At 72.4% G+C, this 15,977-nt stretch carries 9 protein-coding genes and 1 pseudogene; 6 read left to right on the top strand and 4 right to left on the bottom strand.

Features of this window, described 5'->3' with window-relative positions; all coding sequences use genetic code 11:
* The 4 genes from AOK17_RS33165 to AOK17_RS33150 form a co-directional block, all read left to right on the top strand.
* A partial coding sequence (locus AOK17_RS33165; protein ID WP_055616282.1) for an MFS transporter occupies window positions 1–1,043 on the top strand: 1,043 nt, incomplete at its 5' end.
* Entirely contained in the window at window positions 1,040–2,119 is a 1,080-nt protein-coding gene (locus tag AOK17_RS33160; RefSeq protein ID WP_055616281.1) for an L-idonate 5-dehydrogenase, read from the top strand. The genes AOK17_RS33165 and AOK17_RS33160, both read left to right, overlap by 4 nt.
* 181 nt (window positions 2,120–2,300) lie before the next feature.
* Entirely contained in the window at window positions 2,301–3,314 is a 1,014-nt protein-coding gene (locus AOK17_RS33155; protein ID WP_245697529.1) for a sugar kinase, read from the top strand.
* 99 nt (window positions 3,315–3,413) lie between these two features.
* Window positions 3,414–4,037, top strand: coding sequence for a bifunctional 4-hydroxy-2-oxoglutarate aldolase/2-dehydro-3-deoxy-phosphogluconate aldolase (locus AOK17_RS33150; RefSeq protein WP_055616280.1), 624 nt, complete (start codon window positions 3,414–3,416; stop codon window positions 4,035–4,037).
* Window positions 4,038–4,060: 23 nt separating this feature from the next.
* Here the strand turns inward: AOK17_RS33150 and AOK17_RS33145 are convergent, their stop codons facing one another.
* The gene (locus tag AOK17_RS33145; RefSeq protein ID WP_055616283.1) at window positions 4,061–5,236 is read right to left on the bottom strand and encodes a cytochrome P450; all 1,176 of its coding nucleotides are present in this window, start codon (window positions 5,234–5,236) and stop codon (window positions 4,061–4,063) included.
* A 190-nt stretch (window positions 5,237–5,426) separates the two neighbouring features.
* Window positions 5,427–5,894, bottom strand: a complete 468-nt coding sequence (locus tag AOK17_RS33140; protein ID WP_055616279.1) for a peptidoglycan-binding domain-containing protein — start codon at window positions 5,892–5,894, stop codon at window positions 5,427–5,429.
* Window positions 5,895–6,230: 336 nt separating this feature from the next.
* On the opposite strand from AOK17_RS33140, the gene AOK17_RS33135 reads away from it, so the two are divergent.
* Window positions 6,231–7,154, top strand: coding sequence for a peptidoglycan-binding protein (locus tag AOK17_RS33135; protein ID WP_055616278.1), 924 nt, complete (start codon window positions 6,231–6,233; stop codon window positions 7,152–7,154).
* Window positions 7,151–8,098, top strand: coding sequence for a helix-turn-helix domain-containing protein (locus AOK17_RS33130; RefSeq protein WP_055616277.1), 948 nt, complete (start codon window positions 7,151–7,153; stop codon window positions 8,096–8,098). Before AOK17_RS33135 ends, AOK17_RS33130 begins: the two co-directional genes overlap by 4 nt.
* A 56-nt stretch (window positions 8,099–8,154) precedes the next feature.
* On the opposite strand, the pseudogene AOK17_RS33125 reads toward AOK17_RS33130, so the two are convergent.
* Window positions 8,155–14,346 (bottom strand): annotated as a pseudogene (locus AOK17_RS33125) (type I polyketide synthase); the annotation flags it as partial.
* A gap of 10 nt (window positions 14,347–14,356) precedes the next feature.
* Window positions 14,357–15,977 (bottom strand): type I polyketide synthase (locus AOK17_RS50945; protein ID WP_157881441.1); only part of this gene is annotated, 1,621 nt, incomplete at its 5' end.

Here is a 15,977-nt window from a genome sequence, read left to right as displayed (position 1 = left end):
ACGCCACCATCGGCATCCTCGCGCCGATCCTGCTCGTCGTGCTGCGCCTGGTGCAGGGCTTCGGCGCGGGTGCCGAGATCGCCGGTGCGACCGTGATGCTCGCCGAGTACGCGCCCGTGAAGAAGCGCGGCCTGATCTCCTCGCTGGTGTCGCTCGGCACGAACTCCGGGACGCTCGCCGCGTCGGGCCTGTGGGCCATCCTGCTCGCCGTGCTCAGCGAGGACCAACTGCTGTCCTGGGGCTGGCGGTTGCCCTTCCTGCTGAGCTTCGGGCTGATGATCTTCGCGGTCTGGATCCGCCGCAGTCTCAAGGAGAGCCCGGTCTTCGAGGAGCGCCCCGACGTGGTGGACGGTGTGGCGCTGGCCCGTGACGAGGTCGAGTCCGTGATCGCCACCGCAGACGAGCACAAGGGCAACGTCCTGGCGGCGGGGATCCGTCAGCGCAAGGGCAAGGCGTTCTTCCTCGCGCTGGGGCTGCGCTTCGGACAGGCGGGCAACTCCGGGCTGATGCAGACGTTCCTCGTCGGCTACATCGCCACCAACCTGGCGGTCGGCCGGTCCGTACCGACGGACGCGATCGTGTACGGCTCACTGGCGGGCTTCGCCACCGTGCCGGTGATCGGTCTGCTCGGCGACCGCTTCGGACGCCGCCCGGTCTACCTCGCGCTGTCGCTGCTGACCGTGGCCCTCGCCTTCCCGGTGATGCTCCTCATCACATCCGGGTCGACCCCGGGCATCATGCTCGGCATGGTCCTCGGCCTGAACGTCGGCGTCCTCGGTCTGTTCTCGCTCGAAAGCGTCACGATGGCCGAACTCTTCGGCTCCCGCACCCGGTTCACCCAGCTCGCGCTCGCCAAGGAGATCGGCGGCATCCTCGCCACGGCGATAGGGCCGGTCCTCGCGGCCACGCTCACGGCCGTCACCGGCAGTTGGTGGCCCATCGCGGCGATGCTCGTCGTCTACTCGCTCATCACCTTCGTCAGCGCGTTCCTCGCGCCCGAGACACGCGGACGCGATCTGGTCCGACTGGAGGACGCCGTATGAGGGCGGTTGTGGTGCACGGTCCCGGTGACGTACGCGTCGACGAACGGGCCCGGCCGGTACCGGGCGCGGGTGAGGTCCTGCTGGCCCTGGAGTGGGGCGGGATATGCGGATCCGACATCGCGTACTGGAAGAAGGGCGCGTCCGGCACCGCCGCACTCACGCACCCGCTGGTGCTCGGGCACGAGTTCGCGGGCCGGGTCGCCGCGCTCGGCAACGGAGTCACCGGTCTCCGGGAAGGGCAGCCGGTCACCGTGCACCCGGCCCAACTGGTCGGCGACGGCGTCCTGCCCGAGCGGATCGCCGGACGGACCAACCTCTACCCGCGCATCCGCTACTTCGGCTCGGCGGCCTTCGACCCACACACCGACGGCGGGTTCAGCGAGTACCGGGCGGTTCCCGCGACCCAGATCCGGCCGCTGCCGGACGGCGTCGGCACCGAACAGGGCGCCCTCGCCGAGCCGTTGGCCGTCGCCCTGCACGCCGTCGGCCGGGCCCCCGAACTGCGCGGCCGTACGGTCCTGGTCAACGGCTGTGGACCGATCGGCTCCCTGGTCGTCGCCGCCGCGCGGTACCGCGGAGCAGGCCGGGTCGTCGCCGCCGATCTGGCGTCGTCCTCCCTCGCCGTCGCCCGCGCCATGGGCGCCGACGAGACGCGCGACCTCTCCGCCGGCGAGAGGCTGCCCGAGGACGTGGACGTGGTCTTCGAGGCGTCCGGCGCCCCGGCCGCGCTCGGTCCCGTGCTGCGGGCCACGGCCCGGGGAGGCACGCTCGTCCAGGTGGGCAACCTGCCCGGTACGGCGGTGGCCGCCGCGCTCGGCGACCTGGTGACCCGCGAGATCACCTGGATCGGCTCGTACCGGTTCGTCGAGGAGATCGACGAGGCGCTGCTCGCGCTCCGGGACGGCCTGGACGTGACCCCGCTGATCACCCACCGCTTCCCACTGGAACGGGCCGAGGAGGCGCTAGCCGTCGCCGCGGACCCGGGGAGCGGGAGCAGCAAGGTGATGCTGCGCCTCGCGACCGATATGCCCGGCACCCCCGAGGCCGCCGCCGCTTCCGCAGCCACCGTGTTGTGACGCACGGCGGGTCCTTGTGCAGGGCACTGCCTGCATGGGACTGCCCGCATGAGCCTGCCTGCATGGGCCCGCCTGTCGCACCGGGCGCCCTCGGGCCGTTCCTTCGCACCTCGCCACCCCGGCATCCCCGCCCGCCCCGCCATCGAGTCCGCACTCCCGCACCGTCCGCCAGGAGAATCCCGTGCACCTGCCGTCCCCTCCCCCCGCCGCCGACAGCCAGGAGCCGGTGGCCGACGTCGTGTGCGTCGGCGAGACGATGGCCGTGCTCAGCCCGCCGGACGCCCGCCCGTTCGCCGAACAGCCCGTGCTCAGCATGGCCATCGGCGGTGCCGAGTCCAACGTCGCCTGCGGACTGGCCGGTCTGGGGCACCGCGCCGCCTGGCTGAGCCGACTCGGTGACGATCCGTTCGCCCGTCGCATCCTGGCCGAACTCACCGCGCGGGGCGTGGACGTGAGCGCCGTGGAGACCGATCCGGAGCGGCCGACCGGCGTCTACTTCAAGGACCCGGGTCCGGACCGCACCCGTACGCACTACTACCGCGGCGGATCGGCCGCGTCCCGGATGGGGCCGGAGCTGGCCCGGCGGCCCGTACTCCGACGGGCCCGCATCGTGCACCTGTCGGGCGTGGCCGCGGCCGTCTCCGACAGCTGTGCCCGCCTGCTGGAGGCGCTGCTCCTCGGCAGGGAGGGCCGCGCCTGGCATGGTCCGGTCGTCTCCTTCGACGTGAACCACCGTCCCGCGCTCTGGCGCGACCGCGGTGCGGACGCCGCGCTGAGCCTGCTGGCGCTCGCCCGCGCCGCGGACATCGTGTTCGTGGGACGGGACGAGGCCGAGGAGCTGTGGGGCACCGCCCGTCCTGACGACATCGCCGCCCTGCTCGCTCCCGCGCCCGTCGTGGTCGTCAAGGACGCCGAGCACGGAGCGACCTCGTACGCCGACGGGGTACGGACGTTCGTGCCCTCGCTGCCCACCAAGGTCGTCGAACCGGTCGGCGCGGGCGACGCGTTCGCGGCCGGCTACCTCGCCGGAGTCCTGGAGGACCGCGACGAACGGTCACGGCTGCGCCTCGGCCATCTGGCTGCCGCCGCCGCGCTGCGGACCCGGGACGACGTTCCCGTCATTCCGACGCGCACGGAGACCGACCGGTGTCTCGCTCTGGACGACGACGCGTGGGCCGCCCCGGCGCCACGCTGAGGAAAACGCCGTGCAACAGCCCGAGCCGGGCCCCACCGAGCCAGGCCTCACCCCATCGGGCCCCAACGCATCGGCCCCAACGAAGGAGAACTTCCGCCCATGACCGCCGACTTCCTCTCCCAGCTGTCGAAGGACCGCGTGATCGCCGTCGTCCGAGCACCGGAGATACCCGACGCGGCGGCGTTGTGCGCGGCCCTGCGTGCCGGGGGCATCCGCTGGATCGAGTTCACCCGCACCACATCCGGACTCGCCGCGCACCTGCGGCGGGCGGTGGCCGACGACGGGGACGGCATCGGAGCCGGCACGGTGATGACCGGCGAACAGGCCGAGGAACTGATCGACGCGGGGGCCCGGTACCTCGTCACGCCCGGCTGCCGCCCGGAGGTGGCCAAGGCGGCGTCGGCGGCCGGAGTGCCTGTCGTGCTCGGCGCCCTCTCCCCGACGGAGGTCGGGCTGGCGCTCGACCTCGGCGCCGACGCGGTGAAGATCTTCCCCGCGCGCGCCTTCGGCCCCGGCTACCTACGGGATCTGGCCGGCCCGTTCCCGGACGTACCACTGGTCGCCTCGGGAGGCGTCGACGAGGACAACGCGGCTGCTTTCCTCGCCGCCGGGGCGCGTGCGGTGTGCGCCGGTTCGAACGTCGTACCGCCCTCCCTGGTGGCCGCCGGGGACTGGCCGGAGATCACCCGACGGGCCCGCGCCTTCACGGACTCCTGTCGATGAGTCGATGACGGCCGGGGACAGCCTCAGGCAGCGCTGTCCCACAGCACATGCAAGGTGAGCGGCTTGCGGAAGACCAGACCGTACGGAGCGGTGGGGTGCTCCGGGTCGAGGCGCAGGGCGGGGAGGCGTTCGAGCAGTTGCTGGAGCGCGATCCGGGTCTCCAGGCGGGCCAGGTGTGCGGCGAGGCAGTAGTGCGGGCCGTGGGCGAAGGCCAGTTGGAGGCGTGCGTTCTCGCGGCGGACGTCGAAGCGGTCGGGGTCGGGGAAGACGGCCGGGTCGCGGTTGGCGCCCGTCAGGGAGACGGTGACCAGGTCGCCCTTACGTATCGTGGCCGGGCCGAGGACGGTGTCACAGGTGGCGTAGCGGTCCACGACCGCCGCCCCGGGTTCGAGTCTCAGCGATTCCTCGACGGCGCCGCCCAGGAGGCCGAAGTCGGCCCGGACCAGGGCGAGTTGGTCGGGGTGGCGCAGCAGATGCAGCAGCGCGTTGGTGATCATCCCCTCGGTGGTCTCGATGCCTCCGAACATCAGGACCGCCGCGTTGGAGGCCACTTCGGGCACCGACAGTCGCCCGGCGGCGGAGACGAGGAGCGACGACGTACCCCGGTCCGCGACAGTGGCTTCCACGGCGGCCCGTAGTTGCGCGTACGCAGCGGCGCCGGCGGGCGCCGCCTCATGGCCGGCGGTGATGTCGGAGACCGACCGCACGATGGTGTCGTACCAGGAGAGCACTGTGTCCGCGTCGGTGCCCACCAGCCCGAGTGCCTCGGTCACGACGGCGACCGCGAGCGGGCCGGCGAAGGCGCGTCGCAGGTCGACGGCACCGGTCGGTTCCAGTCCGGTGATGAGCCGCTCGGTCTCCCGCTCGATGAACGAGGCGAAGCCGTCATGGACCTCGCGCGGGCGGAAGGGCTGGTTGAAGGGCTCGCGGTGGCGGGTGTGCTCGTCGCCGTCCAGCGACAGCATGCTCGGCCCGACGACCTGCGCGGTGGAGAACCGGGGGTCGTCGACGGTGAAGGTCGCCGCGTCCCGCATCACGCTCAGCGCCAGGTCGCGCCGGGTCACCAGCCAGCCGTCCAGCTCGGGCAGCCATGACACGGGCTCCCGCGCGCGCAGCAGCGCCAGTCGCGGATGCGGATCCCGGGCGAGTTCGGCGAGCGTGGTCGCGGCACCGAGCGGGAAGGAGTCGACGACGCTCATCGCGGACTCCGGCATCTCGCGCTCCGGCCGTTCAGGGAAACCGATCATAGCCAAGGCTAACCGCTGAGTGCGGGGGCCTGGATCGGCCCCCGCAAGCGGCCTGTCCCCTCCCCCGTGAGAGGACAGACCGCGGCCTCACCTCAAAGGGCGACGGTCCGACTCGGCGTCGGCTTCGGCGTCGACTTCGAGGTCAGCAGGGGAAGAAGACGCTGTTGTCGTTGGCGAGCCGCTTGAACGCGGCCTGGGTACCCGAGCCGGCGATCCCGTCGATGGCGCCCGTGTAGCCCCAGTTGAAGGCCAGCTTGCGCTGCAGTGCCTTGATCGTGTTGGGGCCGACGATGCCGTCGATGGCACCGGTGTAGCCCCAGTACTCCTTGAGCCAGCGCTGGTACGCCTTCCAGCTGTTGGTGCCCAGCAGTCCGTCGATGGCGCCCGTGTAGCTCGCCGGAGCGTTCCTCAGGAAGCACTGCATGTTCTTGGCCTGCTGGGTGCTCAGGCCGAGGTTGTTCGTCGCAAGGATGGTGACGTCCTGTGCGCTCACCGCCGGCTTCACGGCCGGTGCGGAGTCCGCGAAGGCGGCGCCCGAGCCCGCCAGGCCCCCCGCGGCGATCCCGACGGCGGCGGTGACACTGACGATCGTCCTCGTCAGAGCTCGCATACTTTCCCCTCCGATGCTTCGGTTCCCTCTGTGCCCTCTGTGGGCGGGGCCGACCGTGTGGTCGGCTCGGCAATCAGACTGAGTGGCAGGCAGTGTGCTGCGCCACGACCGCCGGGAAAGTGACGTCATCGCGGGACGTCCCACGCTCTGGCCTGCGAGGACATCATTCGCCAGGACGATCCCGCGGGACGGTTCCGGCAGGGCCGCCGCGACGGACGGTGGCCGATTCGGTACGGAGGCGGAACCGGTGTATGGGGCACATCGTGAAAGCTGATGCAGAATGCGCGGGAAAATTGGACCGCTGACCTCGGTCCGCGAACGCGAGTGGGGGGGAACATGTCGCGTTGGAAAGCGCTGCCCGGAGAACTGGATCCGCGTGTACGGCAGTTGGTGGTGCGTCTACGCCGGCTCAAGGACCACAGCGGCCTGAGCCTGCGACAGCTGGCGGCGAAGACCGGGTACAGCGCGTCTTCGTGGGAGCGGTACCTGGGCGGGCGTTCGCTGCCGCCCCGGGAGGCCGTCGAGGCGATGGCCCGGATCGGCGGTGACGATCCGACCCGGCTGCTCGCGCTGCACGAGGTCGCCGCCGAGGCCTGGGGAGAGGGACGCACGGGCACGTCGGCGCCGGAAGGACCGGACGCGCCGAATGCGCCGAATGCGCCGGAAGCAAGTGAAGCAACCGAAGCAACTGGCACGGCTGATACGGCTGACGCGGCCGGTGCGGCTCACACGGTTGAAGTTGTCGGGGCGCTTCAGGCAGCCGGAGCCGATGACACCGGGCCGTACAACCTGGCCGCCCCCGACGAGGAGACACGGCACGGGCGTTCGCTGCGTGTCGCGCTGGTGGCGGGGGCCGTGGCGCTGGTGCTGGCCGTCTCCTCGGCGGTCCTGCTGGCCGTACGGCTCTCGGACGGCGACAGCAGGGCGTCGGCAACACCTCTCGGCTCGGCCACGTCGTCCCTGTCGCCTTCGCCGTCACCGTCGGGGCCACGTACGTACGCCTGCGAGGTGGAGCGGATCGACGGCCGCTGGTACGCGGGCAACAGCCGTACCCGGGACGCCGTCCTGGCGGAGGGCCTCGCAGGTCCGGAGGTGGCCGAGGCGCAGTGTCTGCTGCGCAGGGCGGGCTTCGCCCCGGGGGTCGTGGACGGGATCTTCGGTCCGCACACCAAGAGCGCGGTCGAGCAGTTGCAGAAGCGGGCGGGCCTCGTCGTGGACGGCATCATCGGCCGGCACACCTGGGGAGCGCTACGGCGATGACACGCACGACGCCGTCGCCGGAACGTGCACGACTGGCGGCCTCGCTGCGGGACCTGCGGGCGCGTACGGGCCTGAGCATGGTGGGCCTGGCGGAACGGACCGCGTTCAGCAAGTCGTCCTGGGAGCGTTATCTCAACGGCAAGAGCGTGCCGCCGCGCGACGCGGTGCGGGAACTGTGCCGGCTCGCCTCCGAGCCGGAGGGGCGGTGCCTGGCGCTGTGGGAGATCGCGGAGTCGGAGTGGAGCGGGCGCGCGGCACCGGCACCGGCACCGGCATCGGCATCGGCATCGGCATCGGCATCGGCATCGGCACGGCATACGGAATCGGCACAGCGTAGGGATGCAGCCGCGGAGGCGCCGTCGACAGTTCCCGAACCGGTCGCGCCCGAGGGGTCCGCTCCGGCTTCGTGGGATGACACGCGCGCCGGGAACAGGGGCGCGGCCGTGGCGGTGCTCGCCTCGGTGTGTGCCGTGGTCGTCGGCGGTGTGGCGATCACTCTCTTCCTCGTCCTGGGCCAGGACGCGCCACGCTCGTCCTCCTCCGCTTCCCCGTCCGCGTCCGCCACCGGGCCCCGTTGCCGGGGAGCTGCCTGCGAGGGCCGGAACCCGATGGACATGAAGTGCGGGGTCGGGCCGCAGACCCTCGCCTCGTACCGCACCGCCTCGGGAGCGATGCTGGAACTGCGCGACAGCCGGACGTGCGGGACCAGTTGGGCCCGGATGTGGGGAACGCGGATCGGCGACCGGCTGGAGGTGAGCGCCGACGGCCGCCCACGTTCCGCCGCGGTCGAGAACGAGGCCGACGCGGAGGCGTACGTCTACACCCCGATGACCACCACCCGCTCCGGCACTGTCGTACGGGCCTGCTTCCGTCCGGCGCCGGGCGGCGAGTCGCACGGCAAGTCGGACGGCAAGGGGGAGTGCTTCGAGGGCCGCGTCCGCTGAGCGGCCGGTCACATGTCCCGATATCCGGATACCCGGTCGCATGGCCTCCTGGCCGGTCAGTGAAGGGATGCCAGCCAGGCGGTGATGGCCTCGGCGGCCTGCGGGGCCTGTTCCTCAATCAGGGTGAGGTGGCTGCCGTCGACCTCGGAGACGGTGTGGGCGGTGTCCCAGGAGGCGCGCCAGTCCGCGGTGGCCGCCGTCTCCGCGTGCCCGGCCCATTCCCTGGGCCGGACGAACAGCACAGGGGCCGCGATGTCCTCGACCTGGTGTCCTTCCATCAGTCCGCCGTACCACATCAGCGCCGACAGGCGGGCGCTGCTGAACGGGCCGAAGACCGCCTCCCGTTCGAAGACGCCCGCGAGCATCTGGTTGCGCAGGTCGGCCATGCCCTCGGTGTCCGGGTGGTAGGTGTCGAGCAGCACGACCGCCGACGGCCCGGTCCCGCTGTCCTCCAGGCGGCGGGCCACGGCGTGGGCGAAGAGGCCGCCCGCCGAGTAGCCGGCCAGGGCGAAGGGCTCGCCGGCAGCGGCCAGTCGGATCTGTGCCGCGCAGCCCTCGACCACGGTGGCGAACGATGCGGGCAGGCTCTCCGTCTCGGCGTATCCCGGCAACGGCACCGCCGTCACGTCCAGGATCCCGTTCAGGTTCGCGGCCAGCCGCGCGAACTGGTGGGCGCCCCCGACTCCTGGGGAGGGGAAGCAGAACAGGCCGGGCTTCCGCGGGCCTTCCGCCAGCTTCACCAGCGGTGGCAGAGTCTCCGGCTCGACCGGCGAGGTGTGGGTCGGCCGTAGCGCGGCCACCGCCTGCAGCAGCGCGACTCCCTGGTCCAACCGCCCGCTCCGGAAAGCCTGCCGGAACATCGCGGCCGGCGAGTCGAGCGACGACTCGCCGGGTGTCCCGTCGGTGGCCGTGACGGTCGAGCGGCTGACCAGTTCGGCCAGCAGCCGGGTGGTGAGCGCCCGTGGGCTGGGGTGTTCGAAGACGGCGGTGGCCGCGATGGTGAGACCGATGTCCGGCTTGAGGCGGTTGCGCAGCCCGAGCGCCGCCACGGAGTCGAACCCCATCTCCAGGAAGGCCCGGTCGGGGTCCACGGCCTCCGGCCCCGGGTGTCCCAGGATGGCGGCGGCATGGGCGCGGACGAGTTCCAGGACGCGCTGCCGACGTTCGTCCTCGGGAAGCGCGGACAACTGGTCGGCCCGCCCTGGGCCGTCGCTCATCGGCCCGCCGACGGCTGCCGTTCGCCGCGCCGGTGGCCGGGCCGGCGCCCGCAGCATGGAAGGCACGCCCTCCGACCAGCTGCCGACGGCTACCGGATCCCAGTGCGCCGCCACCACGACCGGCAGGGCGGTGCGGGTGGCCGCGTCCAGCAGGGCCGGCCCCTCGGCGCCGGTCAGTACCCGCGTTCGTGTTCCCTGTCGGCCGTCACCCGCCGTGTCCGCCACCGCGTTGTTCTCGTCCCACTCCCCCCATACCAGGCACTGGGCGGGCAGGCCCTCGGCGGTCCGGTGCTCGGCCAACGCGGAGAGGAAGAGACCGGCCGCCGCCGCGCTGCCCCGGCCGGGCCCGTCCACCACGGCGGCCGAACTGGAGAACAGTACGAAGGCGGTCAGCGGCAGCTCACGAGTCAGCTCGTGCAGGTGCCAGGCCGTGTCCACGTGGGTCCGCAGCGCGTCCTCTATCTGATCGGCGGTCAACGCGCCGATCAGGTCGCTCTCCGCGCCGCCCACGGCGTGGACGACCCCGTTCAGTGGGTGGTCGTCGCCGACGGTGGCCAGCAGCGCGGCGACCGACTCCCGGTCGGCGAGGTCGCACTCCTCGACCCGGACCTCGGCACCCAGATCGGCCAACTCCGCGGCCGGTTCGACGACTTCTCCGGCCGTCCTGCCATCGTGCCCGGCCAGCATCAGGTGACGTACGCCGTGCTCCGTCACCAGGTGCCGGGCCAGTAGGGCACCTGGGCCTCCGGGGGGTCCAGCCGCTCCGATGATGAGTACCGTTCCGTCGGCGTTCCAGGGCGTCTCCCCGTCCGGCGCGGTGTTCGCCCGCGTCAGGCGCGGCACGCTGATCCGGCCTGCTCGCACGGCCAGTTGGGTTTCGCCGGAGGCGACGGCCTGGGCGACAGCGGAGGAGAGAGCGGCCTCGGACTCCGCGTTGTCGTCCAGGTCCGCCAGCAGGTAGCGGCCGGGCAGTTCCGCCTGCGCCGACCGCACCAGGCCCCACACCGCCGAGCCCGCCAAGTCGGTGATCTCCTCACCCGCCACCGAGACCGCGCCGCACGTCACGACCACCAAGGGCGAGCTCTGGGGTGGGTCGTCCCCGACCCGGGAGCGCAGCTCGTCGAGTACGCCGAACACCGCCGACCGGACCCGGGCGGGCACGTCGGTCCCCTCGGCGACGACCCGGTGCACGACCGGCTCCTCACCCTCGGCGGTGGCGGTGGCGGTGGCGGTGGCGGCCGTGGACGCGTCGGCCATCGGCAGCCACGCCACCTGGAGCAGCGGCCGACTGCCCTGCGCCCCGAGGGCTCTGATCTGCTCGGCGGTGACCGGGCGGGCGGCCAGCGACTCGACCGTGGCCACCGGGGCACCGGTGGCGTCGGCCGCGGTCAGCCGCAGACCCGAGCGGGCCGCCGTGACCTTCACCCGCAGCATCGTGGCTCCGGTGGCGTGCAACCGGACCCCGCTCCAGGCGAAGGGCACGGCTGGTTCCCCGGCTTGTCCGTCCCCGGCGTCCAGCAGGCTGATCTGCAGGGCCGCGTCGAGCAGGGCGGGGTGGATGCCGAACTCCGCGGCCTCGGCGACCGACTCCTCGGGCAGCGCGACCTCGCCGAACATGGCGTCGGCGTGGCGCCATGCCGCCCGGAGTCCCTGAAAGACCGGACCGTACTCCAGCCCGCCCGCGCGGAGTTCACCGTAGAAGTCGCCGAGAGGCAGCGGGTCGGCCCCTTCGGGCGGCCAGGTCTCCAGCCCCGTAGCGCCCGCTGGTCCTGAATCCGAGCCTGCATCCAGGCGGGCCTCCGGACCCGCATCCAGGCCCAGCGTTCCTTCGGCGTGCAGGGTCCAGGTCGTACCGTCCTCGTCCGCCGGGGTCTCGGTCCGCGAGTGGACCCGTACCTCGCGGCGCCCCTCGCCGTCGGGTGCGTCCACTGTCACCTGCACCGCGATGCCACCGCGTTCGGGTACGACCAGCGGCGCGCGCAGGGTCAGTTCCTCGACCACGCCGCAGTCGGCCCTGTCCGCCGCGCACATCGCCAGTTCCAGGAATCCGGTCGCGGGGAACAGCACGATGTCGTGCAGCCGGTGGTCGGCGAGCCAGGGGTGGCTGTCGAGGGAGAGCCGGCCGGTGAGGACCAGGCTGCCGCTGCCGGGAAGGGTGACGGCCGCGCCGAGCAGCGGGTGTCCGACGGGGAGTTGGCCGAGGCGGGCGGGATCGGCGCCGAACGAGACCGGGGTGTCCAGCCAGTAGCGCCGACGCTGGAAAGGATAGGTCGGCAGCTCGACGACGCGCGCGGTACCGGGGAAGGACGCCTGCCAGTCCGGGGTGACACCGTGCACGCACGCCTGGCCGAGCGAGAGCAGGAAGTGGTCCAGCCCGCCCTTGTCCCGCTGCAGGGACGAGATCGCCACCGCAGCCGCGCCCGTCTCGTCGACGTCGTCGAGGGTCTCCTGGAGCCCGACCGTGAGCACCGGATGGGGGCTGATCTCGACGAACACACCGTGGCCCTGCTCCAGCAGCCCGCGGACCACGGGCTCGAACCGCACGGGCTGCCGCAGGTTGGTGTACCAGTACCCGGCGTCCAGGCCCGTGGTGTCCGCCATCGGTCCGCCGGTGACGGTGGAGTGGAACGGCACGTCACCCTGCTTGGGCGCAATGCCCGCCAGGCATTCGAGGAGGGTCTCACGCAGGGCTTCGACCTGAGGGCCGTGCGAGGCGTAGTCGACCGCGATGCGCCGCGACCGCACGTCCTGGTCGCGGCACAGCACCATGAACTCGGCGAGGGCGTCCGGGTCGCCGGAGACCACCGTGGAGGCAGGGCCGTTCACCGCCGCGATCCCCACCCGGTCCTCCCACTTGGCCAGCAGCCGCTCCACCTCGGCGGCGGAGGCGGCCACCGACACCATGCCGCCCTGGCCGGACAGCCGGGGAATGGCCTGGCTGCGCAGCGCCACCACCCGGGCCCCGTCCTCCAGCGACAGCGCCCCGGCCACACAGGCGGCGGCGATCTCGCCCTGGGAGTGGCCGACAACGGCGTCCGGCTCGACGCCGTAGGAGCGCCACAGCCCGGCCAGGGACACCATCACCGCCCACAGGACCGGCTGGATGACGTCCACCCGCTCCAACGCCACCGGATCACCGAGCACTTCCTCCAGCGACCAGTCGACCCACGGCTCCAGCGCCCGCCCGCACTCGGCGAGCTTCTCCGCGAACACCGGGGACGCGGCGGCCAGTTCCTGGCCCATCCCGACCCACTGCGATCCCTGGCCGGGGAACACGAACACCCGCCTGCCGGCGCGGCCGGCCACGCCCGTGATCACGTGTCCGGCCTGTGCGCCGTCGGCGACCGCCGCCAGTCCGCGGAGCAGTTCGGCGCTGTCCTCGCCGACGACCACGGCCCGATGGTCGTGCAGCGCACGGGTGGTGGCGAGGGAGTACCCCACGTCTGCCGGGTCGAGCTCGTGCTCGGTGACGTGCGCGGCGAGCCGGGAGGCCTGCTCCCGCAGGGCCTGCTCGCCACGGGCGGACAACACCCAGGGGACGACCGGAAGGGTGTCCCCCGGCTGCTGATCCTGTTCGCTGTCCCCCGGCTGCGGATTCTGTTCGGTGTCCCCCGGCCGCCGAGCCGGCTCGGTGTCTCCCGGCCGCTGAGTCGGCTCGGTGCCCCCCGCGTTCCCGGGCCCGGGCCTGGGAACGGGTGCCTCTTCCAGGATGACGTGGGCGTTGGTGCCGCTGATGCCGAAGGACGAGACGCCGGCCCGGCGCGGGTGGCCGTCGCGCCGCCACTCGCGCGCCTCGGTGAGCAGGTCCACCGACCCGGCCGACCAGTCCACGTGCGAGGAGCGCTCGGTGACGTTCAGGGTCCTCGGCAGCACGCCGTGCCGCATCGCCATGACCATCTTGATCACTCCGGCCACCCCGGCAGCCGCCTGGGTGTGACCGATGTTGGACTTGAGCGAGCCCAGCCACAACGGCCGTCCCTCGGGCCGCTGTTGCCCGTACGTGGCCAGCAGCGCCTGGGCCTCGATCGGGTCGCCGAGGGTGGTGCCGGTGCCGTGCGCCTCCACCGCGTCCACCTGGTCGGCGGAGACCCGGGCGTTCGCCAGGGCCTGACGGATCACCCGTTCCTGCGAGGGGCCGTTGGGGGCGGTCAGACCGTTGGAGGCGCCGTCCTGGTTGACCGCCGAGCCCCGCATGACGGCCAGTGTCCGGTGGCCGTTGCGCCGGGCGTCCGACAGCCGCTCCAGTACGAGCATGCCGACGCCCTCGGACCAGCCGGTGCCGTCGGCATCCGCGGCGAACGACCGGCACCGGCCGTCCGGTGACAGCGCACCCTGGCGGCTGAACTCCACGAACATGTCCGGCGTGGACATCACCGCCACGCCACCGGCGAGAGCCAGCGTGCACTCCTTCTGCCGCAGGGCCTGGCACGCCAGGTGCAGACTCACCAGCGAGGAGGAGCAGGCCGTGTCCACGGTGACGGACGGCCCCTCCAGGCCGAAGGTGTAGGAGACACGTCCCGAGACGATGCTGCCCGCGGTCGCCCCGGTCGGATAGTCGTGGTACATCATCCCGGCGAAGACGCCGGTCGGGCTGCGCCTCAGCGTGCCCGGCGGGATACCGGCATGTTCCAACGCCTCCCAGCAGGTCTCCAGCAGCAGCCGCTGCTGCGGGTCCATCCCCTGTGCCTCGCGCGGGCTGATACCGAAGAAGTCCGGGTCGAACTCCCCCGCCCCGTAAAGGAATCCGCCCTCGCGGACATAGCTGGTCCCGGGTCGGGACAACTGCGGGTCGTAGAGGCGCTCGACGTCCCAGCCGCGGTCGTGCGGGAACTCCGAGATGCCGTCGGCCCCTTCGGCAACCAGCCGCCAGAGTTCGTCCGGCCCCCGCACCCCGCCCGGATAGCGGCAGCCGATGCCCACGATCGCGATCGGTTCGACCGAGTCCGAGGACAACTTCCTGACCTGCTCCCGCAGCCGTTCCGTCTCCTTCACCGAGGAGCGGAGCGCCGCGAGAAGTTTCTGTTCGTCGGCCGTCACGACGTCATACCTCCTGGGTGGAGTCACTGCTGTCGGAGCTGCTGTCCGAGCTGCTGTCGGAGCCACCCAGCGCCATGCTGATGAGGCTGTCGGCGTCCATCGCGTCGATGTCCGGCACTTCGGCCCGCTCCGGACCGTCCTCGCCGGGTCCCCGGGCCTCTTCCCCGCCAAGACCGGCGAGTTCGAGCAGCCCTGCCATCAGACCGGCGTCCCTCAACCGCCGGAGCGGAATGGCCTGCAGTGCCCTGCGGACACGCTCCTCGTCCCGGGCCGCCGAACCGTCGTCCCCTCCTTCGGGGGCGAGCTCGGCGTGCAGGGACTCGGCGAGGGCGTACGGGGTGGGGAAGTCGAAGACGGCGGTGGACCGGACCGGGACGCCCGTGGCCGCCTTGAGCCGGTTGCGGAGTTCGACCGCGCCCAGGGAGTCGAAGCCCATCTCCTGGAAGGCCCGGTCCGGCGCGATGGCCTCCGCCGAGCCGTAGCCGAGCACGGCGGCCACATGGGTACGCACCAGATCGAGTACGGCCCGCTCGCCGTCGGCCCGAGCCAGCCCGGCCAGCCGTTCCGCCAACGCCGGTCCGGCCTGCGCGAACGCTCCACCGGCCACGGCCCGCCGTACCGTCGGCCGTGCGATGGCCCGCAGCACCGTCGGCACACCTTCGGCCCTGTCACCGATCGCCACCGGATCCAACTGGGCCAGGAGCAGCACGGGCAGCGGGACACGGGTGGCGAGATCCAGCAGGGCCAGACCGTCGACGGCCGACATCTCCCGCATGCCCCATCGCCGGATCCGTTCCCGGTCCCGGTCGGACAGCCCCTGAACCATCCCGTGTCCGTCGCCCCACAACCCCCAGGCCAGGGACTGGGCGGGCAGGCCCTCAGCGACCCGGTGCTCGGCCAGCGCGGAGAGGAAGAGGTTGGCCGCCGCGTAATTTCCCTGCCCAGGGCCGTCCACCACGCTGGAGGACGAGGAGAACAGCACGAATGCCGTCAGGTCCAACTCCCGGGTCAGCTCGTGCAGATGCCATGCCCCGTCCGCCTTGGGCCTCAGCACGTACTCGATCTGCTCCTCGGTCAGCGTCTCGATCATCCCGTTGGCCGCGACTCCGGCCGTATGCACGACTCCCTTGAGCGGGTGCTCGGGATCGATGCCCGCCAGGAGGGCGGCCAGCGCGTCACGGTCGGCGACGTCGCATGCCTCTATACGTACCTGGGCGCCGAGCTCGGACAGTTCACCGAGGAGGTCGGTGGCGCCGGGGGCGGTCATGCCGCCGCGGCTGATCAGGAGGAGGTGGTGGATGCCGTGTCGGGTGATGAGGTGCCGGGCGACCAGGGCACCGAGACCGCCGGTTCCGCCGGTGACGAGGACGGTGCCGTGTGGGTCCCAGGGGGTGGGTACGTCGCCGGCCTGGGGCTGAGGCTCCGGCTGGGGTTGGGTGTGAGTGAGGCGGGGGACGGTGATCTGCCCCGCGCGGAGGGCGAGTTGGTGTTCGCCGGTGGCCAGGGCGTGGGCCGCTGCGGTGGGCAGAGCCGCTTGGGAGTCGGGGTGGTCGTCGGTGTCGATGAGGAGGTGGTGGCCGGGTGTCTCGGCCTGGGCGGAACGAACCAGACCCCACACCGCCGCC

The organism is Streptomyces phaeochromogenes (assembly GCF_001418655.1).
GTDB lineage: Bacteria > Actinomycetota > Actinomycetes > Streptomycetales > Streptomycetaceae > Streptomyces > Streptomyces phaeochromogenes.
The sequence above is the reverse complement of the archived record's forward strand: the minus strand, read 5'-3'. Positions and strand labels throughout refer to the sequence as shown.

Coding starts and splice junctions, on each gene's coding strand:
- AOK17_RS33160 (WP_055616281.1), top strand. CDS start 1,040: ATGAGGGCGGTTGTGGTGCACGGTCCCGGTGACGTACGCGTCGACGAA.
- AOK17_RS33150 (WP_055616280.1), top strand. CDS start 3,414: ATGACCGCCGACTTCCTCTCCCAGCTGTCGAAGGACCGCGTGATCGCC.
- AOK17_RS33145 (WP_055616283.1), bottom strand. CDS start 5,236: ATGAGCGTCGTCGACTCCTTCCCGCTCGGTGCCGCGACCACGCTCGCC.
- AOK17_RS33140 (WP_055616279.1), bottom strand. CDS start 5,894: ATGCGAGCTCTGACGAGGACGATCGTCAGTGTCACCGCCGCCGTCGGG.
- AOK17_RS33135 (WP_055616278.1), top strand. CDS start 6,231: ATGTCGCGTTGGAAAGCGCTGCCCGGAGAACTGGATCCGCGTGTACGG.
- AOK17_RS33130 (WP_055616277.1), top strand. CDS start 7,151: ATGACACGCACGACGCCGTCGCCGGAACGTGCACGACTGGCGGCCTCG.